Raw genomic sequence first — 20,743 nt, 5'->3', positions numbered from 1 at the left:
AGCCGGCGTTCTGCCTGAATTGTGCGCAACGCGACCTCGTAAGACCTAAGCCTTGACTTATATAAGCTTTGGTGCAACTATTAGCTCATGCACGCGCTCGACATCCTGGGAGACCCGGTGCGCCGCCGCCTGCTCGAGCTGCTCGCCGACGGCGAGCGCAGCGCGGGCGACGTCGGCGAGGTGGTCCAGCGCGAGTTCGGCATCTCGCAGCCTGCGGTGTCGCAGCACCTGCGCGTGCTGCGCGAGTCGGGTTTCACGACGGTGCGACCCGAGGGCACGCGCCGGCTGTACGCCCTCGACCCCCGCGCGCTGGCCCAGGCGGATGCCTGGTTCGACCCCTTCCGGCGGTTCTGGCAGCCGCGGCTCGATGCGCTCGGCACCGAGCTCGCCCGCGGTCGGCGGGAACGGCGGCGGGCAGCGGCATCCGAGAACCAGATCGACGACACGACCGCACCGAAGGAGAACTGACATGGTCGATGTGAACGCACAGGTGGCCGCGGTGACGCGCGGCGTCCGTACGGTGGAGCGGGAGGGCAAGCCCGCGCACGTACAGACCCTCTCGCAGGAGTACCCGAGCCCCCTCGCCGACGTGTGGGATGCCGTCACCAGCGCCCAGCGCATCCCGCGTTGGTTCCTCCCCATCACCGGCGACCTGCGCCTCGGCGGCCGCTATCAGCTGCAGGACAACGCCGGCGGCGAGGTGCTCGAGTGCGCCCCGCCTGAGGGCGGCACGGCCGGCTACCGCATCACGTGGGAGTACATGGGCGGGGTGAGTTGGCTCGCCGTACGCCTGGCGTCCGTCGGCGACGATCGCACGCGCCTGGAGCTGGAGCACACCGCGCGCGCCGCCGACGTCCCGCCCGGGTTCTGGGAGCAGTTCGGCCCCGGGGCGACCGGCGTCGGCTGGGACGCGGGCCTGCTCGGCCTCGCACTGTACCTCGCCGGAGACACCAGCCTCACCCCCGATCAGGCCGAGGCGTGGGCGCTCACCGGCGAAGGCAGGGCCTTCTATCGCGGCGCGGCCGACGCGTGGGGACGGGCGCACGCGGCCGGCGGGACGGACGCCGAGGCGGCGGCCCGCGCCGCGGACGCGACCTACGCGTTCTACACCGGCCAGACACCGGCCGGCTGAGGCCACTCGGGAGCCGGCATCCGACCCGCGCCGCCGCGGTTCGAGGCGGTGGCGCGCGATGCCGTGCGCGCGACGCAACGCGTCGCCCCCGATCCTGCACACGCGGGCGGCGTTATAGTCGAAGCGGCACGGCCGTGTCGCCGGCGCCGGAACTGCGAAGGACGATATCCCGATGACCCTCCTCGACGGCATCGCCGCCCGCGTCATCGACACGCCGCGGCTCCGCGTCAACATCCTCGAGCGCACCGGCGACGCGCCGGAGACCCCGCTGGAGCACACGATCGTGTTCCTGCACGCCCACGTCGCGTCGAGCCTGTTCTGGCAGGAGATCATGCAGGACCTCCCCGGCGACATCCGCCCGATCGCGATCGACCTGCGCGGCTTCGGCGACACCGAGAGCGCCCCGGTCGATGCGACCCGCGGTGTGCGCGACTTCAGCGACGACCTGCGGGCGACGCTGGAGACGCTCGGCCTCGGCGCCGTCCACCTCGTCGGCTGGTCGCTGGGGGCGAGCGTGGCGATGCAGTACGCGCTCGAGCATCCCGTGCTCTCACTCACCCTGCAGGCGCCGATCTCGCCCTACGGATTCGGCGGCACCCGCCGCGACGGCACCCGCCTCACCGACGATGACGCCGGTTGCGGGGCCGCGGCGGCGAACCCCGACCTGGTGCGCCGCATCGCCGCCGGCGACACGAGCGACGATGCCTCGACGTCGCCGCGCAGCGTGTTCCGCTCCCACTACGTGAGTGCCGACTACGACAGCGACAGCGAGGACGTGTGGGTGGAGGCGATGCTGTCGACCTCGACCGCACCGGGGGACTACCCCGGCGACGCGGTGCCGAGCTCGCACTGGCCCGGCAAGGCGGCCGGGGTCACCGGGGTGCTCAACGCGCTGGCGCCGCGCCACCTCGACCTGTCCGGCATCGTCGGGCTCGTGCCGAAGCCGCCGATCCTGTGGATCCACGGGACCGCCGACGTCGTCGTGTCGGATGCCTCGTCGCAGGACCTCAACCACCTCGGCAGGCTCGGCGTGATCACCGGCTGGCCGGGCGCGGAGCTCGCCCCCGCACAGGAGATGGTGTCGCAGACGCGCGACGTGCTCGAGGCCTACCGTGCCGCCGGCGGCGAGGTCACCGAGCTCGAGCTGGAGGGCGCCGGCTACGCCGCCCATCTGGAGCGGCCGGGCGGGTTCCGGCGGGCCGTGCTCGAGCACATCGGCTACCTCGGCCATCCGAACCCGGCGCTGCCCACCGAGGCCATCATCCTGAGCTCCTCGGACTGAAGGCCGCGCGCTAGCCTGAGGCTATGCGTGTCCACGTCGCCGACCACCCGCTCATCACCCACAAGCTGACCGTGCTGCGCGACCGCCGCACGCCGTCGCCGGTGTTCCGCCAGCTGACCGAGGAACTGGTCACCCTCCTCGCCTACGAGGCCACGCGCGCGGTGCGGGTCGAGGAGGTCGAGATCACGACACCGGTCGCCACGACCACGGGCCTGCGCATCGGCGAGCCGCTGCCGCTGGTCGTCCCGATCCTCCGCGCGGGCCTCGGCATGCTCGACGGCATGGTCAGGCTCCTCCCCACCGCGGAGGTGGGCTTTCTCGGCATGGCGCGCAACGAGACGACCCTGGAGCCGACCACCTACGCCGAGCGCCTCCCCGACGACCTCAGCGACCGGCAGTGCTTCGTGCTGGACCCGATGCTCGCCACCGGCGGGTCGCTCGGCGCGGCGATCGAGTTCCTCTTCGCGCGCGGCGCGCAGGACGTCACCGCGATCTGCATCCTGGCCGCACCGGAAGGCGTCACGGCGATCGAGCGCCAGGTCGGCGAACGCGACGTGACGCTCGTCCTCGGCGCCCTCGACGAGCGGCTCAACGACAAGGGGTACATCGTCCCCGGACTCGGCGACGCCGGGGACCGCCTCTACGGCACCGTCTGAGTTCGGGCGGCCGAGGCGGGGAGTTCTCCCCATGGGGCTCGTGCACGCGGCCGACCTAGGATCGTCACGGGAGGTCGAGACGTGGCGGATCTGAGAATCGACACCGAGAGGGTGCGGTCGATAGCGACCGGCGTGACCGGCATCGCGCGCGAGTTCGAAGGCGCGAACGTGCACAGCGACAGCATCGCGGATGCCGTCGGCCACGAGGGGCTCGCCGCAGCGATCCGCTCGTTCGCGCATTCCTGGGATGACACCCGCAAGGACATGACCGAGTCGATCCGCGGGCATGGCGAGGCCACCGCCGCCATCGCCGAAACCTTCGAACAGGCCGACGCGGAGCTGGCCGCCGCGTTCGACGAGCAGCCGGCATCGGCTCCCGCCGCGCGCAGGGCGATGCCGCTATGAGGCCGACGGACTGGTCGGCGGCCGGCTTCGCGCACGACCCGATCCCGGGCGACCCCGACCATGTGCGCCGCGGCGGACAGAGCTACCTGGAGATCGCCGGCACGATCCAGCGCACCGCGACGCGCCTGCGCACGCTCGGCCTCGACGGGACGGTGTCGGAGGCGATCGACGCGCTCGCGGTGACCGCGAGCGCCGTCGCCGACGACATCTCCCGCGCCGAGGCCCGCTACCGGGCCACCGGCAACGCCCTGGTGTCGTATTCGTCCCAGCTCGCCAGCGCGCAGGACGAATCCGTCATCGCCCTTCGGCGCGCGCAGGCCGCGCAAGGCGCGGCCGAGGAGGCGCAGGACGGTCGGCGCCGCTACCTGCGCCTGGCCGACTCGACCGCCGACCCGACCGAGACGCTGCGCCTGGAACGCCTCGCCGACGCGGCCGGCGCCGAAGTCCGTCACGCCGACGCCGCCGCCCAGGGGGCACGCGACGACATCCTCGCCGCGGCCGCGCGCCGCGATCGGGCGGCCGAGAGCGCCCGCGCCAGCATCGAGAACACCACGAGCGGCGACGACCTCGGCGACACGTGGTGGGACGACTGGGGCGCGGACGTGCTCGCCGTCATCACCGATGTGGCGGGCGCGATCGCCACGATCGCCGGCATCCTGGCCGTCGTCGTCTCGTGGATCCCGGTGATCGGGCAGGCGCTCGGCGCGGCGCTGCTTCTGGTGGCAGGGATCGCCGCCGTGGTCAATGCGATCGGCAACATCGTCCTCGCCGCGACGGGCGAACGCGGCTGGGGCGAGGCGATCGTCAGCATCATCGGCGCCGCCCTGTCGGTGGTGGGCCTGGGTGCGGCCGCGCGCGTCGTCGGCAACGTCGCGGCAGCGGGCCGGATCAACGCGAGAGCGGCGGCGGAGGTGGCCGCGCGCGGAGGCAAGGAGTCGTTCGAGCGGCTGACGGCCCGCCAGGCGATCCGCCTGCGCCCCAGCCGGCTGGCCGAGTCGGAGCGGTTGTGGGGGACGGCCGTGCCCGACCTCGCGGTCGGCGACGACGTGTTCCGGCTCTACGGAGACGAGGCCCTGCAGACAGGCGCCTCGTGGTCGTCACGCGCGCCCACCACGTTCGGCGACTATCGCAGCGCGCTGGGACTTCCCGACGGGAACTCGGCGGAGCGGCTCTTCACCGGATCGGTCGACCATTTGGGTTCTGTCGTACTCAAGCGGCACGCACTGCCACTGAGCGGCATGCCGGGAGGCGCGCCCGAGTACATCATCGTGGGGGACGATCTGGCTGAGAAAGGGCTGACGCTGATCGAGGACGTGGTCTGGTCGGTGCGCCCATGACCGTCGCCGATCTCAGCTACCCGGTGCGACTCGTGTTCACGAACTCGGTCGCTCCGTTCGGCGGTCTCCAGGTGCAGGCGTCCGACGACCCGCTGACGGGCCGGAGCGCGTTCGTCACCTACGTCGTCGACGGAGTGCGCCGGTACGGCTACGTCTGGACGCGCCTGGCGGCCGACGTGCGCGGCACACCCTGGGGCATGGGGCTGCTGTACGAGGTGGACGCGGGCGCGCCGAGCAGTCCGCCGCGGCCGAATCGCGCACCGGGGCGGCACTTCCGCCGGCTCGCGGAGATCGAGTTCGGCTATGCGTGAGCCCGCGATCGTCAGGCAGACCCCGTGACCGCCGACGCCGAGCCGATCCCGTCGAGTCCAGCCGCCGACGTCGGCTCGGAACGGCTCGCCGCGGCGCTGGCCGCGATGGACGTGGCCGCCATCGGGCGCGCGCTTCGTCAGGATTTCGTCGTCGTGCCGCTCATGCGCGGACCCGAGGGCGAGTCGCAGACGCGCGTCGTCGGCGCCCCCGATCCCGACGGCGAGCGCCGCTGGGAGCTGCACCTGTTCTCTTCGTCGCAGACGTTCGCGGCGTGGGTAGGCGGCGACCCGGATGCCGCCGAGTTCGCCCTGCAGCGCGGCGCGGGCCTGGCGCCGCTCCTCGACGCGTACCTGCCGCTGCTGCGCCGGGTCGTCTTCGACGCGGCCGGCCCGCACCCCGTGCAGGCGAGCCCCGAGGACGTCCGCGCGAGCCTCGAACCGCAGCCGGGCGACGACGACCTCGCCTGGATCGTCGAACCCGAGACGGGGCTGCGCGAGGGCGAGCGCGTGCAGGGGCTCGACCTGTTCCTCGGCGAGGACTGGGCCGCCATCGACCTGGAGTCCCCGGCATCCATCGACGAGGGCGTCGACCAGCTCGTCGACGCGCAACTGCGCGGCGTGCCGCACGCGCCGGTGCTGCGCGGCCAGCTGACGGCGTGGCTGCGGCAGAGCGCGCGGCGCGCGGCGGCCGCGCAGGGGCGGCTCATGGCCTACCTGACCCGGCGGACGACGGATGCCGCGGCCGCCGTCTCGGTCGCCGTCTACTGGCAGGAGCTCGGCCCCGCACCGGCCGGCGGTCACTTGGAGGCGCTGGGCGCCCGCCTCGACGCGTCGAAGGGGCCGGAGGACGAGCTCGTGACCGCGCGGACGGCCGCAGGCCCTCTGCTCCGGCTCACGACGCGGCGCCTGGGACCTGCCGAGCTCGCCGGCCGGCCCGTCGCGGTGATCGACTACTGGCTGGAGTTTCCGGACGGGCACGGGCTGTGCCTCGTGAGCTTCTCGTCGCCGCACGTCGAGCAGCTCGCCGACGTGCGCCGCCTCGCCGACAACATCGTGCTCGCCGCGGCGTGGGACCTCGCGCCGTCGGAGGGCTGAGCGCAGGTCACCGGCACGGCCGGCCGACCGGCGCCCACGAACTTCGGAGAATCGCGCGTACTTCGGAGGATTCCGGCCAGATCCTCCGAAGTTCGTGCGGAACTCCGAAGTTCGTGCGGGCGCAGCTCCCCGGTCACCGGCGCGCGTCGAAGAAGGCCCGCAGCAGAGCGGATGCCTCGTCCCCGCGCACGCCGGTGACCACCTCGGCGCGCACCGGAAGCCGCCGGTCGCGCACGAGGTCGTACACCGACCCCGCCGCGCCGGCCTTGTCGTCCCACGCGCCGAACACGAGCCGCGAGACGTGCGCCTGCAGCACGGCGCCCGCGCACATGACGCACGGCTCCAGCGTCACCGTGAGCGTGCAGCCCTCCAGGTTCCACGACCCGCGGGCGGCGGCGGCTCGGCGCAGCGCGACGACCTCCGCGTGCGCGGTGGGGTCGTGCGTCACCTCGCGGAGGTTCCGTCCCTCGCCGAGGACCGTGCCGTCGGCATCCGTCAGCACCGCCCCCACCGGCACGTCGCCGGCTGCGGCGGCCTCGCGCGCCAGCTCCAGCGCGCGCGCCATGGCGCGCTCGTCGGCGGGGCGCACGGGAAGGGTCACCGCCCCAGCGTACGGCGCCACCCGGTCAGGCGGCGCCGACGAGGCGTGCGAACGCGCTCAGCCGCGCGACGCCCTCGGGGGTGCGGGGCAGGTCGTCGAGGAGCCCGGTCGAGTAGACGACGTAGGCGGTGTGCTGCGCGCGCGAGACCGCGACGTTCAGGCGGTTCTGCAGCAGCAGGAACTCCAGGCCGCGCGGGGCGTCGCGCCCCGACGACGCCGCGAGCGACACGATCGACACCGCCGCCTCCTGCCCCTGGAAGCGGTCCACCGTCCCGACCGGAACCTCCGGGAAGCCGGCCGCGGCGAGCGCCTCCTCGACCTCGACCTGCTGGGCGTTGTAGGGCGTGACGACGATGAGGTCGGCCGGCTGCAGCGGTCGCGTCGCAGTGCCGTCGTGCCACGGCCGACCGACGAGATCGCGTACGAGCCCGACGACGACGGTCGCCTCCTCCGACGACTGCGTCGCATTGCCGGTGTGCGACAGGGGCACCGGCACGACGCCCGCCTCGACCCCGCCGAGCAGCCGCTCGGAGGTGCACGGGTGCGCCTCCAATCGGCCCTCGTACGACAGCTGCGAGACGGGAACGGCGACCTCAGGCCGCATGCGCCGGGTCTGCGCCAGGAAGTAGCCGCGATCGGCCGCGATGACCGCTGCCGAGTCCATCACCCAGCCGAGCGCCGACGTGTCGACAGGCTCGGGGTGCGTGCCCTGACTCACCTGCGGCAGCTGCTGGGGGTCCCCCAGGAGCAGCAGCCGCGGGGCGGCGACCGACACGGCGATCGTGGATGCCAGCGAGAACTGCCCCGCCTCGTCGATCACGAGGAGGTCGAGGCTCTGACGCGGGATCCGCGCCGGATGGGTGAGGTCCCACGCGGTGCCGCCGACGACGTACCCGCCGGGGTGCGCGGCGGTGAAGGCGGCCATGCCGTCCTTCGCGATGACGGTGAACGACTCCGCGCCGGTGGGCGTGCCCCTGATCGCCTTCGCCACGAGCTCCTTCGGAACTCCCGCGGCGACGATCCCGTCGAGCATGTGCTCCACGACGTTGTGCGACTGGGCCACGACACCGATCTTGAACCCGCGCTCGCGCACGAGCCGAGCGACGACGTGCGAGCCGACGTAGGTCTTGCCCGTTCCCGGCGGGCCCTGCACGGCCAGGTAGCTGCGATCGAGGTCGGCGAGCGTGCGGACGATGTCGTCGATGTCGCTGCGGTCGGGATCGCGGACTGCGGCAGCCGTCCGTGCCAGGGTCCCGGTACCGGTGCGCGGCCGGAGACGCAGGAGCAGGTCGGTCGCCGGGTCGGCGGGAAACGACGGGGATGCCTGGATCACGGCATCCGCCCACTCATCGATCGCGGTCTGCTGACTGCCCGCGCGCGGCGGCGCGCCCGGGGTCAGCGCGACCGGAAAGGTCGACCACGCGGCAGCACCCGGAGTCGCGTTCTCCTCGATCACGACGCCGTCATCGAGCACGTCGACGATCTTCACCGGGCGCGCGACATGGATCCACCGGGGGTGCGTCTCGGCGGGGAACGGGGCGGGCATGGCATAGAGGGCATACACACCGGAGTCGGCGCTGAGCTTCGTACCCGGCGCGAGATCGCCGTGCAGCTCGACGACGCGCCGGTCGACGCGGGCGCGCTCGGGACGGTGCCAGGGCGTGAGCACGCGGCTGCGACCGGCATCGACCACGATCACGTCGCGCGTCTGCGCCCAGATCGACACCGGCTCGCGCAGGCGCAGGAAGTGCGCCGCCCAGTAGGTCTTCGCCTCTCGCGGGTAGTAGTCGATCGCGGCGGCGCCCAGCCGCAGCGCCTCGGCGACGGGGTCGTCGACGGCATCGGCCGCGAGCCGGGCCAGCGCCTCGGCCCGCGGCGAGGGTGCATAGCCGTTCTCATCGGGCTCCGGGTCCGCCGAGGGGTGCAGGCCCGCCTCGCGGGCGCGCTCGACGAGCCAGTCGCGCAGGCGCCGGGTCGACACGCAGTCGTAGCGGTTGTAGTCGGCGAGGTCGTCGAGGATCTCCTGCGCGGATGCCTCATCGCCCGCCTCCGCGTACACCCGCGCCTCGACGTACTTGACGATGGAGTCGTCGCCGCGCTGCACGTCGCTCGTGCGGACCTCGGCACCCATGTAGAGCGGCTCGAGCTTCTTGATCGAGTACGAGCGCGAGCCCACGCGCAGCGCGCGGCGGACGATCGGGTACAGGTCGACGAACACGCCGTCGCGCAGGAGCCGATCGACGTCCGCCTCGCGCACGCCGTGCCGGGCGGCCATGGCGAGCAGGTGCGTCGGCTCGTACGGCGCGTAGTGGTAGATGTGCATGCCCGGATGCCGCTGCCGCCGCAGCGCGACGAGGTCGAGGAACCGTTCCAGCGCCGCCTTCTCGTCGGCGAGCGTGTGCGCCCACAGTGCGGAGTACTGCTCGCGGGTGTCGACCCAGCCGAAGAGGTAGTCGATGCCCCACTGCGTCGCGCCGGACCTGCCTGCTCCCTCGGTGTGGAGCGGATCGCCCTCGAAGTCGAAGAACAGGTCGCCGTGGTCGGGGCGGGGCAAGGCCGCCAGGGCCGCCGGCAGCACCACCTCGTAGGTCGGCACCGCCACGTCGGCGGGGGCTGCGGGAGCCGGCTCGGCGGGGCCGATTCGGGTGGCGTCCGCCGCGGCGAGATCGGTAGGAGCCGTGAGCGGCGCGACGCCGCCCGCGGGGCTGGTCAGCTGAAGCCGGGCCTGTGTGCGCAGCTGCGCGAAGGTGTCGGCGGCCATGCGGGCCGGGAGCTCGGTCGCGGCGGCGAGCGCGTCGATCGTGTCGATCCCGGCGGCGCGCAGCCGCTCGCGCTGCACCGGACGCATGCCCGCCACGAGCAGCAGGTCGCGGTGGGCGACGACCTCCGCGTCGCACGTGGGGCAGCGCCCGCACGCGACGACCCGGAGCGACCCACGCTCGTCGCCCCACGGGATCGGCGCCCCCGCCGCGCCGTCGGCGATCCGTCGGTCCGCGATGAGCGCCCGCAGCCGCGCCCGACGCAGCCCGAACACCGGCAGGATGTCGCGTATCGCGTGCGCTGAGACGCTGCCGTCGCCGAGCAGCAGCTCCACGCGATCGGAACGCGGCACGCCGAGCAGATCGAGCTGGTCGACATACGCGGCCAGCTGCATGAGCGCGGTCACGCGGGCATGCCGGGCGAGCTTGGTGTCCTGCACGATCCAGCGCGCGGGGCCGGCGGTGCCCGCGGCATCCTCGTGGGTGAGCATCGCCGGATCTACGACGTACTCGCGGACGAGAGCCGCCGGGCCCGCGACACTCACGGCGTCAGCGGCATCCTCCCGCACGAGGAAGTCGGCGAAGCCGACGAACTCCTCGGCCGCGAATGCTGCCTGGTAGATCACGGCGGCGTCAGAGGCCAGCGCCGCGTTGGTCTGGGCGACCGCTGCGGCGAGGGCTGCGGCATCCGTCGACCGCGTCGCGGGGATCTCGACGACCCGGCCGGGGAAGCGCTCGCGATACGCGGCGAGCGTGCGCAGCTCGTGCTGCGTGCCCAGCCGCCCCGCGCGCTCGCGCGTGAGGTCTTCGGGGTCTTCGACCGCGGCGATGCGACCGAGCTTGGCGTCGAGCCGGCGGAGCCACGCGAACTCGCACTCGGCCGCCGCCTTCAGGTCGCTCGCACTCCAGACGACCCGGCCCTCGCCCTCGCCCTCGCCCTCGATGTACCGCATGGTCCCCTTCCCGGTTCGACCCTAGCCGCGTCCCCCGACACACCTCCTGCCCCGCGCCCGCCCCGCCCCTCTCCTCACTGTTGGCGACACCTTCCTGCAATGGCCCATACGAATATGTAGCGCCATCGCAGGAAACTGGCGCCGACGCCGAAAGGTGACGCCATCAGTCAGGCGGACGTGCAGGAAGGTGGCGCCAATCGCCCGGATGACAGGGAGGGACGCGCAGACGGGTGGGCGGGCCGCGCCGCCCGCCGTCGGCCGCCCGAGGCCCGGTGCGGCGCGTCATGCGGCCCGCTTACAGGGCGAGACGGCACTTCTAGGCTCCCCAAGCGCCGGAACGGCCGATTGGCCCTGTAAGCGGGACACCGGCACCCTGCGAGTCGGGTGCCGGCACCTGACAGCGGGACACCGGCACCCTGCGAATCGGACACCGGCACCTGACAGCGGGACACCGGCACCTGACAGACTGGGAGCATGGACCTGCCCTTCGAGAGCGCCTACCGGCACGGGTTCGCACGCATCGCCGCCTGCACGATCCCGGTCGCGATCGCCGACGCCGCGACCAACGCCGACGCCGTGCTCGAGGCGGCCCGCGAGTGCGACGCCGAGGCGGTCGCGGCCGCCGTCTTCCCCGAGCTGTGCCTGACCGGCTACGCGATCGACGACCTCGTCATGCAGGACGTCGTGCTCGACGCCGTCGTCACGGCGATCGAGCGAATCGTCGAGGCGTCCGTCGACCTCTTCCCCGTGCTCGTCGTGGGCGCCCCGCTGCGCCACTGCAACCGCCTCTACAACTGCGCCGTCGTGATCCACCGCGGCGAGATCCTCGGCGTCGCGCCCAAGTCGTACCTGCCGACCTATCGCGAGTTCTACGAACGCCGCTGGTACGCGCCGGGCACGCCGTGCGGCGGCGAGACGATCGCCGTCGGCGGGTACGAGGCGCTCTTCGGCAACGACCTGCTGTTCGAGGTGCGCGACGTCCCGGGCCTCGTGCTCCACGCCGAGGTCTGCGAGGACCTGTGGGTGCCGATCCCGCCGTCCTCGCACGCCGCCCTGGCCGGGGCGACGGTGCTCCTGAACCTCTCCGGCAGCCCCATCACGATCGCCCGCGCCGACGACCGCAGGGCGCTGTGCGCGTCGCAGTCGCTGCGCTGCCTCGCTGCGTACGCCTATGCCGCCGCGGGCATGGGCGAGTCGACGAACGACGTGTCGTGGGATGGTCAGACCATGATCCACGAGGCCGGCGCGCTCCTGGCTGAGACCGAACGCTTCCCCGACGGCCCGCGGCGCAGCGTCGTCGACGTCGACCTCGACCGGCTCCGGCAGGACCGCCTCCGCCAGGGCACGTTCGACGACAACCGCGTCGCCGCGCCCGGCGACGCGGTGCGGGTCGAGCTGTTCCTGCGCCCGCCCGCCGCCGACATCGGGCTGCGCCGGCCGCTCGACCGCTTCCCGTTCGTGCCTGACGACCCGGCCCGGCTCGCGCAGGACTGCTACGAGGCGTTCAACATCCAGGTGTCGGGCCTGGAGCAGCGCATGCGCGCGATCGGATCGCCCAAGCCCGTCATCGGCGTCTCCGGGGGCCTGGACTCCACCCACGCGCTGCTGGTGGTCGCCCGCGCCATGGACCGCATGGGCCGGCCGCGCAGCGACATCCTCGCCTACACGATGCCCGGGTTCGCCACGAGCGACCACACGAAGTCGAACGCGATCGCCCTGGCCGAGGCGATCGGCGCCTCGATCGAGACGATCGACATCCGCCCCATGGCCATGCAGCTGCTGGAGGGCATCGGGCATCCCTTCGCCGCCGGCGAACCCGTCCACGACGTGACCTTCGAGAACGTGCAGGCCGGGGCCCGCACCGACTTCCTGTTCCGCCTTGCCAATCGACACGGCGGTTTCGTGGTGGGCACCTCCGACCTCTCCGAGCTCGCGCTCGGCTGGGCGACGTACGGCGTCGGCGACCACATGAGCCACTACGCCGTCAACGCCGGAGTGCCCAAGACCCTCATCCAGCACGTGATCCGCTGGGTCATCGCCCAGCGCGAGGGCGTCGACGACGCCACGGTGACCGTGCTGCAGTCAGTGCTCGACACCGAGATCAGCCCGGAGCTCGTCCCCGCGGGCCAGGACGGCAAGGTCCAGTCCACCGAGGACGCGATCGGCCCGTACGCGCTGCACGACTTCGCGCTGTTCCATGTGCTCCGCTACGGCATGCGGCCCTCGAAGATCGCGTTCCTCGCGGAGAGGGCGTGGGCCGATCCGGATGCCGTTGCCTGGCCGCCCGGCTTCCCCGCAGACGACCGCTACGGGTACGACCGCGAGACGATCGTCCGGTGGCTGCGCGTGTTCCTGAAGCGCTACTTCGGGTTCGCGCAGTTCAAGCGCTCGGCGATCCCGAACGGGCCGAAAGTGTCGGCCGCGGGCTCGCTCTCGCCGCGCGGGGACTGGCGTGCGCCGTCGGACGGCAACGCCGCGGCGTGGCTCGCCGAGCTGGATGCCGCGCTCCCGGCATCCGGCTGAGCCGTCGCAGGCGAAGGCTGCGCATAACTCAGGCAGAATGCCAGCACCGCTACCCACGATCCGCATGATCACGCGGCAGAGCCCGGTGCCGCCGAGCGAATTGCCTGAGTTGCGCGCACCGAACCGAGCCCACCGGCGCGACCTACCGACCCGCGCAGGCGAAGATGGAGTGGTGAGACTCCTCGTCGCCGCCCTCGACTCCGAACTCGTCGCCTTCCCCGCCGCCTTGGACGGGTTCGACCGGCTCGTCACCGGCCCTGGAAAGCTGAAGGCCACGTACGCACTCACCCGCGCCCTCGACGCCCACGCCTACGACGAGGTGCTGGTCGTGGGCACCGCCGGAGCGATCGGCGACGACGACAGCAAGGTGTTCGAAGTGCTCGAGGTGACCGCCGCGATCCAGCACGACGTGTCCGATATCGACGGCATCGCGGGCCAGCACGTGTCGCTGCCGCAGCGGGTCGACGTCGGCGAGGGCTCCGACGCTCACGGAGCGACGATCGCCACCGGCGACCACTTCGTCGACGACGCGGATGCCGTCGCCGAGATCCGCGGGCTCGGTGCGAGCCTCGTGGACATGGAGACCTATGCGTACATCTGGGTGGCCCAGCAGTTCGGGGTACCGATCCGAGTGCTCAAGGCGGTGTCCGACCGGGCCCAGGACGACGCCATCACCGACTGGCACGCGGCCCTCGCCGCGTGCAGCGCCCAGCTGCGCGAGCGGGTGCGGGAACTCTACGGCGTCTGACCCGCAGCAGCGCCGGCGCTCCCGGACGGCGGCCCCACCGGCGGCGCGGCTCAGCGCTGCCGGATCACGCTCGGTCCCTCGGGCAGCGCCTCCACGGCCAACTGCGCGGGAAGCTGCTCCTTCATGGCCTCGACGTGGCTGATGATGCCCACCGTGCGCCCACCGGCGCGCAGCTCGTCGAGCGTACGCATCGCCAGGTCGAGGGTCTCCGGGTCGAGCGACCCGAACCCCTCGTCGACGAACAGCGTGTCCAGGCGCAGTCCGCCGGCGCGCGAGGTCACGACCTCGGCCAGGCCCAGCGCGAGGGCGAGCGACGCGAGGAAGGTCTCGCCGCCGGAGAGCGACTGCGGCGAGCGGAGCCGCCCGGTGTGGGCGTCGAGCACGACGATGCCGAGTCCGGATGCCGCGCCGCGCGCCGCGCGCGCATCGGAGTGGTGCAGGGTGTACCTGCCCGACGACATCTCCGCCAGCCGCAGGTTCGCCGCGGCGACGATCTCCTCCAGCTCGGCGGCGAGGACGAACGACTCCAGGTTCATCTTCATGGTGTTCGGCGCCCGCCCGGCGACCGTGTCGGCGAGGCGGGTGACGACCGCCGCCTCCTCGGCCTCGCCGGCCACGCTGGCGTAGGCCGAGTCGGCCTGCGCGAGCAGGTCGCGCAGCAGCTCCGCGACGTGCCGCGCGTCGCTCTCGGCGGCGATCGCGGCCGTGCGCGCGGCATCGGCGGCGGCGAGCTGCGCGGCGGCGCTCGCGACGTCGACCGGGTCGGTCGGCTCCCCGGCGGTCTCCAGTTCCAGCTGCAGCAGGCGCGCGCGCGTCGCCTCGAGGCGGGCGACGTGGTCGGCCAGTCGCTCCTCGCGGGCCGTGCGCTCCGGCTCGTCGAGGAGGGCCGCGGCAGCATCCGCGGCGTCGGCGAAGTCGGATGCCGCGACGAGCCGCTGAAGGGCCGTCTCGGCGTCGCGCTGTGCTCGGGCCCGCTCCGCCGCGGCCTCGTCGGCGGCGACGCACGCACGGGCGGCATCGCGCACGGCAGTCGCTGCGGCGATGCGCGCCGCGACCGTCTCGTACGGCCCGCGGGCCGCGGCGACCTCGGCCCCGGCCGCGGAGACCGTGGCGGCCAGGGCCGCAGCGGTCTCGCGCGCGTCGGACAGCCGCGCGGCGACATCCTCGCGCAGCACGCGGGCGTTCTCGTCGAGCGTCGCCAGCTCGGCCAGTCGAGCCGTGAGCTCGTCGCGCTCGGACGCGGCCTGCTCCGCCGCACGCCGCGCCTCGACGGCGCCGGCGAGCTCCGTCTCCAGCACGGCGACCTCGCGTCCACCCGCACGCGCGGCCGCCTCGGCGTGCCGTTCCCGCACGGCCCGGGAGGTCTCCGCCGCGCGGCGCTCCGCGTCGACCGCCCGATCGCGCGCCGCCTCGGCGGCGGCGAGGTCGTCGTCCGTGACGGCATCCGCCGCTGCCGGGGCGGGATGCGGATGCGCGGTCGCCCCGCACACGGCGCACGGCTCGCCGTCGACGAGCCCTGCGGCCAGCTCGCCCGCGAAGCCGGCGAGCCGGCGCTGGAGGAGCGCGGCGATCGCCGCCATCGCGGCCGCGGCCGTCGCAGCGGCGTCGGCGTGGGCGGCGTCGGCTGCGACGAGGTCCGCGGCGAGCCGCTCGGCGTCGCGGGCCGCGTCGAGTCGAGCGGCGAACTCGTCGCACCCGGCACGGGCGGCGTCGAAGCGGGCGGCGCCGTCGCGCGCCGTTTCGAGCAGCGACTCGATCCGCGCGCGCTCGGCGGGCACCCGCGCGCGCTGCGCGTCGAGGCCGGCGAGCTCGGCGGACAGCACCGCGATGCGCTCCTCGGCCTCGCCGAGACGGCGCTCATCGGCGACGAGGTCGGCCTCCTGCGCGGCGGTGACCGCCCAGACGGCGAGGTCGCCGGTGAGCCGGTCCACGACCGTCACGAGGTCGCCGGCAGGCTTGTCCCGCGAGCCGGGCCCGCGGGCCTTTCCCGCCCGCCCGGCCGACCCGCCGGCCGCCCCGGCCACCGGCCCATCGGCTGCCCCGGCCACCGGCACACCGAGCCGCTCTGCCTCCGCCGCGACGAGCGACCAGGCCCGCCGGGCCGTCTCCGCGCCGGCCCGCGCGTCGGCGTGCGCCCGCTCGGCGCGGTCGGCGGCGTCGAGCGTCGCGCGCAGCGCCTCCGCCGCGCGGGCACGCTCGAGTCGCACCCGATCGTCGTCGATCCGGGGAGCGGCGGCCTCGAGCTCGGCCAGCGCCGTGCGCGCGGCGTCGAGGTCGGCGCGCGCCTTCGCGGCCGCCAGCGCGAGGCGGTGCTGCTCGGCCGCGGCCGTGTACGCGGCATCCGCCGTCGCGCGATCGTTCGCGCGCACCTCGACCCGGTACGCGGCCCGGCTGCGGGCCTGCTCGGCGGTCTCGCGACGGGACGCCGGGTCGACCGGACGCTCCTCGCCCGGGCCTGTCAACCCGTGCTCGTCGATCAACCGTTCGGCGAGCTCGAGCAGCGTGCTCGCGTGCTCGACGGCCCGATCGACGCTTCGCTGGGCGTCACGGTGCCGCTCCTGCAGCGCGCGTTCGTACTCCTCGAACCGCAGCGTGCCGAACAGGGTGCGCAGCAGCGCCTGCCGCTCGTCGTTGCGGGCGAGCAGGAACCGCGAGAACCGGTTCTGCGCCAGCAGGATCACCTGCTGGAACTGCTGCGCGTTCAGCCCCAGCACCTCGTCGAGCAGGATCCCCGCCTCGCGGAGCCGGGCCGCCCGCCCCACCCAGACGCCGTCGACGAGCTCTTCGACCTCGACGCGAGCCGGTTCCGGCGTCAGCCCGCCGCCGCGCCGGGCCGGGCGCTGGTACTCGGGCGCCCGCGTCACCCGCCAGCGCGTGTCGTCGACCGTGAACTCCAGCCGCACCTCGGAGACGTCGTCGAGGTCGCAGTGGTCGCTGCGCAGCCGCCGGTCGCCGTGCTCGTACCGGGGCACCGTGCCGTACAGCGCGAAGCAGACCCCGTCGAGGATGCTCGACTTGCCCGCCCCGGTGCGCCCGGCGATGAGGAACACCCCGTCGGCGGCGAACGCGTCGAAGTCGACGACCTGTCGCTCGCGGAACGGTCCGAATCCCGCCAGCTCCAACCGGTGCAGCCTCACGCGAGAGCCTCCGCACGCACCCGATCGCCGAGCACCTCGTCCAGGAGCGCCGCCTCGGCCTGGCTCGCACCCTCACCCGCGCGCACGTGCTGCAGGAACGCCTCGACCACCTCGCGGTCGGTGCGCGCGTGGCGCACACGGTCGGCGTACGTACGCGGGGCCTCCTCGCGCCCGCCCGCGGGCACGTGCTCCACCGCGGCGCAGTGCGGGAACCGCGTCTGCAGGCGCCGGAGCGGATCGCGCTGCGGCAGCGCGTCGGTGTAGCGGGCGCACACCCAGTCGTCCGCGTGGGCGGCGTGACGCGGATCGGTGAGGAGCTCCTCGAGCGGCGCGGTGAGCGTGACCAGCCGGCGCGGCACGGGCAGGTCGAGCCACCTCGCCTCCACCCGCCCCGCGGCGTCGAGCTCGACGAGCCACGATCCGCGCGGCTTGTCGCCCTCGCCGAAGCTGTAGTGCAGCGGGGCGCCGGCGTAGCGCACGCGCTCGGACAAGCGCTGGCGCCCGTGGATGTGGCCGAGGGCGACATAGTCGGGCCCGTCGAACGTCGCCAGCGGCACGACGTCGAGCCCGCCCTGCTGGATGTCGCGTTCGAGGTGCGGGGTGGGCGCCACCCCGGCCGCGAAGCAGTGCGCGATCGCGACCGAGCGGCCGCCGCGCTCGGTCAGATCGGCGCGCACGAGCTCCATCGCATGAGCGAGCACCTGTGCCTGAGTGCGCACTCCCGGCCAGAGGTGACGCAGCAGCGCGGGCTCCAGATAGGGGATGCCGTAGAAGTGCACAGGTCCGTCGGCATCCGTCACCGTGATCGGCGTGCCGACGCCGGCCGGATCGGTGACGACGTGGATGCCATCGCGCAGGAGCGCGGACTGGAAGCCCAGCCGCGCCGCCGAGTCGTGGTTGCCGCTGGTGACGACGATCTCGGCGCCCGCCTCGGAGAGCGCGCGGAGCGTATCGGACAGGAGCGTGTAGCAGTCGGCCGCCGGAGTCGCGGAGTCGAATACGTCGCCGGCGAGCACCACGACGTCGACGTCGTGTTCGCGCACCTGCCCGGTCAGCGCCTCGAGCACCACGCGCAGCGCCGCGAGCGTGGCGTGCCCGTGGAAGGTGCGCCCGATGTGCCAGTCGGAGGTGTGCAGGATGCGCATGCAGCCACGGTAGGCCGGGCCTCCGACACCGGTGCCGAGGCGTGCGGGGATGCCGTCGAACCGGCCTCGCCGTCAGGACGCGACGCGCGGCGCGTAGCGGCCCGACCGCTCCGCGCGGGCGCGCGCCTTCGCCGCCTCCTCCTCGCGGTTCTTCGGCGGGGTCACGGCGACGAGGTCGGCCAGCAGGTGCCGCGTCGCGTGCGCGATCTCGGCGACCGCGCGGTCGAAGGCGGCCTGATTCGCGCGCGACGGCTTCGTGGTGCCGGCGACCTTGCGCACGTACTGGAGCGCGGCGGCGTGCACCTCGTCGTCGGTCGCCGCAGGTTCGAAGTTGTGGAGCGGGCGGATGTTGCGGCACATGCCCCCAGAGTACGTCGCACGCAGCGGGCGGGCGCGAACTACGCTCGATCCCGTGGACGCAGACGACACCCGCGCGAACCCCGTCGCCGATGCCGCCGAGGCGGTGACGGATGCCGTCGGCGACGCCGTGCGCACTGCGACAGACGCCGTCGCCGACGCGGCCCGGGCGGCCGCCGAGCACGCCGACGCCCTCGTCGACGCCGTCACCGGCGCAGCGGTGCACGGCCGCGTCTCGCGCTTCACGCACGCCGGGGCGACCCTCGTCCTGGAGGAGCACGGCGAAGGCGAGCCGCTCTTCCTCCTCATCCACGGCATCGGCATGGGCCGCATGGTCTTCGCCGACCTGGTCACGCACCTGGAGGGGCGCGGACGGATCTGGACCGTCGACCAGCCCGGTTACGGCGAGGCGCCCGAGCCCGAGCGCACGCTCACGATGGAGCGCACCGCCGACCTCGTCGCGGCGCTCCTGCGCGCACGGGGCGAGTCGGCAGCGGTGGTCGTCGGTCATTCGATGGGCAGCCAGGTCGCCGCCGAGCTCGCGGCGCGGCATCCGGATCTCGTCGGCGCTCTCGTGCTGGCCGCCCCCACCGTCGACTCGGGCGCCCGGAGGGCCCTGCGGCAGGTCGCCCGGCTGGCACGCGACCTGCCGAGGGAGAACCTGCGCGAGCTCCTGCTCGGCGGTCGCGAGTATCTGCGCGCGGGGCCGAACCTGCGCCGCAAGATGCGCGCGATGCTCGTGCACCGTCCCGAGGACGCCTACCCCCGCATCACCGCCCCCGCGCTCGTCGTGCGCGGCGCGCTCGACGGCGTCTCACCGCACGCGTGGTGCGCGGAGGTGGCTCAGCGCCTCTCCGGCGCTCCGCTGGTGGAGCTCGACGGGCACGGTCACGAGACGCTCATCCGCGATGCCGGGCCCGCCGCCGCCGCGATCCTCCGCTTCCTCGCCGAGCACCGCCCGCACGCGTGAGAGGCGTCAGGCGCGCTCCTGCAGGATGCCGGCGCGCTCCGGATGCGCCTCGAACCAGTCCGCCACGTACCAGCACACCGGGCTGACCCTGCGATCGCCGCGCTGCTCCAGGTCGGCCACGGCGCGCTCGACGAGCTCGCCCGCGTAGCCGTGTCCGCGGAACGTGGGGATCGTGTAGGCGCGCGTCATCGCCACCGTGCGACCGTCATCGCGATAGTCGAGCACGCTCACCAGGTCGTCTCCGTCGTGCAACGTGTACCGCGAGGCATCCGTCTCGTTCGCGAAGGTGTAGTCGCCCATGCCGCCACGCTACGCCCGCGCGGGCTTCATCGCCCGTCATACTCCGTCACGTTGCGGGTTCTCCGGCGACGCGGTCGACGTGCCTCAGCTTCTTTGAGCGCGAGAGTGGGATCGGTGCCTCACGATCTTTGAGCGCGAAGCTTGCCCGTGTGGAAGGCAAGATCCCGATGGCCGCGAGGCGTCATGTTACGAACAAGCTGCGAACCGCTTACCGGAAGGCGTCGAAGAAGGATCGGGGGCGGATCCTGGACGAGGTGATCGCGACGACGGGGATGGGCCGGTCGACCGCGCGGCGGATGCTGACCGGGCCGGCACTGCCTGACCCGGCCGAGCAGATCGACCGGCGGCGGCTGCGCGCGAAGGGATACAGCGATGACGCGAGGGCAACGCTGGAGCATGTGTGGGCGTTGATGGGCATGCCGTGCGGGAAGTACCTCACGGTGATGCTCCCGCTCTGGGTGCCGCTGCTGGAGCAGGCCGGGGACCTGGACAAGCCATTCGTGACGGAGGACGCGCTGGCCGAACTGGAAGCAATGAGCCCGGCAACGATCGACCGGTACCTGGCCCCGGCACGTGAGCGGATGCGGTTGCGGGGCATCTCGACGACGACGCCGGTCCCGCAGGTGCTGCGCAACTCGATCGGCCTGTCCAAGGCCGGTGACGCCCCGCCCACGACACCGGGGGTGATCGAGGCGGACACCGTCGCGCACTGCGGGCCGACGTTCCAGGGCGAGTTCTGCCGGACGCTGACGATGACGGACCTGGTCACCGGGTGGACGGAGAACGCGTCGATCCGTAACAACGCGTCGAAGTGGATCGTCCAGGCCGTGGGCGACCTGCAGGTACTGTTCCCGTTCCCGCTGACCGTGTTCGACTCCGACAACGGGTCCGAGTTCATCAACCACGACGTCGCGGACTGGCTGCAGGCCCGCGACATCGCGCAGACCCGTTCCCGCCCCTACCGGAAGAACGACCAAGCCACCGTCGAATCGAAGAACAACCACGTCGTCCGAAAGCACGCGTTCTATTGGC

18 protein-coding genes are annotated in these 20,743 nt (G+C 73.5%); 12 read left to right on the top strand and 6 right to left on the bottom strand.

Features of this window, described 5'->3' with window-relative positions; all coding sequences use genetic code 11:
- Nucleotides 1-87: 87 nt before the first annotated feature.
- From QM641_RS08825 to QM641_RS08790, 8 genes are all read left to right on the top strand, one after another.
- Entirely contained in the window at nt 88-468 is a 381-nt protein-coding gene (locus QM641_RS08825; RefSeq protein WP_415115554.1) for an ArsR/SmtB family transcription factor, read from the top strand.
- A gap of 1 nt (nt 469) precedes the next feature.
- Complete coding sequence (locus QM641_RS08820) at nt 470-1,132, top strand: SRPBCC domain-containing protein (RefSeq protein ID WP_415115552.1); 663 nt, start codon at nt 470-472, stop codon at nt 1,130-1,132.
- A gap of 172 nt (nt 1,133-1,304) precedes the next feature.
- The gene (locus QM641_RS08815) at nt 1,305-2,414 is read left to right on the top strand and encodes an alpha/beta fold hydrolase (RefSeq protein ID WP_415115550.1); all 1,110 of its coding nucleotides are present in this window, start codon (nt 1,305-1,307) and stop codon (nt 2,412-2,414) included.
- A gap of 23 nt (nt 2,415-2,437) precedes the next feature.
- Nucleotides 2,438-3,070 (top strand): uracil phosphoribosyltransferase, encoded by a 633-nt coding sequence (upp, locus tag QM641_RS08810; RefSeq protein ID WP_415115548.1) that lies wholly within the window; start codon nt 2,438-2,440, stop codon nt 3,068-3,070.
- An 81-nt stretch (nt 3,071-3,151) separates the two neighbouring features.
- Nucleotides 3,152-3,475: a hypothetical protein gene (locus QM641_RS08805; protein ID WP_415115546.1), complete on the top strand. Its 324-nt coding sequence runs from the start codon at nt 3,152-3,154 to the stop codon at nt 3,473-3,475.
- Nucleotides 3,472-4,812: a hypothetical protein gene (locus tag QM641_RS08800; RefSeq protein WP_415115544.1), complete on the top strand. Its 1,341-nt coding sequence runs from the start codon at nt 3,472-3,474 to the stop codon at nt 4,810-4,812. Before QM641_RS08805 ends, QM641_RS08800 begins: the two co-directional genes overlap by 4 nt.
- Nucleotides 4,809-5,123, top strand: coding sequence for a hypothetical protein (locus QM641_RS08795; protein WP_415115542.1), 315 nt, complete (start codon nt 4,809-4,811; stop codon nt 5,121-5,123). Before QM641_RS08800 ends, QM641_RS08795 begins: the two co-directional genes overlap by 4 nt.
- Before the next feature lie 24 nt (nt 5,124-5,147).
- Nucleotides 5,148-6,218, top strand: coding sequence for a hypothetical protein (locus tag QM641_RS08790; protein ID WP_415115540.1), 1,071 nt, complete (start codon nt 5,148-5,150; stop codon nt 6,216-6,218).
- Nucleotides 6,219-6,351: 133 nt separating this feature from the next.
- On the opposite strand, the gene QM641_RS08785 is transcribed toward QM641_RS08790, so the two are convergent.
- Complete coding sequence (locus QM641_RS08785; RefSeq protein WP_415115572.1) at nt 6,352-6,783, bottom strand: nucleoside deaminase; 432 nt, start codon at nt 6,781-6,783, stop codon at nt 6,352-6,354.
- Nucleotides 6,784-6,844: 61 nt separating this feature from the next.
- Nucleotides 6,845-10,531: a TM0106 family RecB-like putative nuclease gene (locus tag QM641_RS08780; protein WP_415115538.1), complete on the bottom strand. Its 3,687-nt coding sequence runs from the start codon at nt 10,529-10,531 to the stop codon at nt 6,845-6,847.
- 474 nt (nt 10,532-11,005) lie between these two features.
- Here QM641_RS08780 and QM641_RS08775 point away from each other — a divergent pair, with 474 nt between their 5' ends.
- On the top strand, nt 11,006-13,054 hold the full coding sequence (locus QM641_RS08775; RefSeq protein WP_415115536.1) for an NAD(+) synthase: 2,049 nt from the start codon (nt 11,006-11,008) through the stop codon (nt 13,052-13,054).
- A gap of 172 nt (nt 13,055-13,226) precedes the next feature.
- Nucleotides 13,227-13,802, top strand: a complete 576-nt coding sequence (locus QM641_RS08770) for a nucleoside phosphorylase (protein WP_415115534.1) — start codon at nt 13,227-13,229, stop codon at nt 13,800-13,802.
- A 50-nt stretch (nt 13,803-13,852) separates the two neighbouring features.
- Here QM641_RS08770 and QM641_RS08765 read toward each other — a convergent pair whose 3' ends face one another.
- The 3 genes from QM641_RS08765 to QM641_RS08755 form a co-directional block, all read right to left on the bottom strand.
- Nucleotides 13,853-16,939: an AAA family ATPase gene (locus QM641_RS08765; protein ID WP_415115532.1), complete on the bottom strand. Its 3,087-nt coding sequence runs from the start codon at nt 16,937-16,939 to the stop codon at nt 13,853-13,855.
- Complete coding sequence (locus tag QM641_RS08760; protein WP_415115530.1) at nt 16,936-18,084, bottom strand: exonuclease SbcCD subunit D; 1,149 nt, start codon at nt 18,082-18,084, stop codon at nt 16,936-16,938. The genes QM641_RS08765 and QM641_RS08760 overlap by 4 nt, the downstream gene beginning before the upstream one ends.
- Before the next feature lie 72 nt (nt 18,085-18,156).
- The gene (locus QM641_RS08755) at nt 18,157-18,444 is read right to left on the bottom strand and encodes a DUF2277 domain-containing protein (protein WP_415115528.1); all 288 of its coding nucleotides are present in this window, start codon (nt 18,442-18,444) and stop codon (nt 18,157-18,159) included.
- A 52-nt stretch (nt 18,445-18,496) separates the two neighbouring features.
- Between QM641_RS08755 and QM641_RS08750 the strand changes: the two genes are divergently transcribed.
- The gene (locus QM641_RS08750) at nt 18,497-19,411 is read left to right on the top strand and encodes an alpha/beta fold hydrolase (RefSeq protein WP_415115526.1); all 915 of its coding nucleotides are present in this window, start codon (nt 18,497-18,499) and stop codon (nt 19,409-19,411) included.
- A gap of 6 nt (nt 19,412-19,417) precedes the next feature.
- Here the strand turns inward: QM641_RS08750 and QM641_RS08745 are convergent, their stop codons facing one another.
- Entirely contained in the window at nt 19,418-19,711 is a 294-nt protein-coding gene (locus QM641_RS08745) for a GNAT family N-acetyltransferase (protein ID WP_415115524.1), read from the bottom strand.
- A gap of 254 nt (nt 19,712-19,965) precedes the next feature.
- On the opposite strand from QM641_RS08745, the gene QM641_RS08740 reads away from it, so the two are divergent.
- Nucleotides 19,966-20,743: integrase catalytic domain-containing protein (locus QM641_RS08740; protein ID WP_415115522.1), on the top strand; the 778-nt coding region annotated here is incomplete at its 3' end.

This window comes from Microbacterium sp., from assembly GCF_047605725.1.
GTDB lineage: Bacteria > Actinomycetota > Actinomycetes > Actinomycetales > Microbacteriaceae > Microbacterium.
The sequence above is the reverse complement of the archived record's forward strand: the minus strand, read 5'-3'. Positions and strand labels throughout refer to the sequence as shown.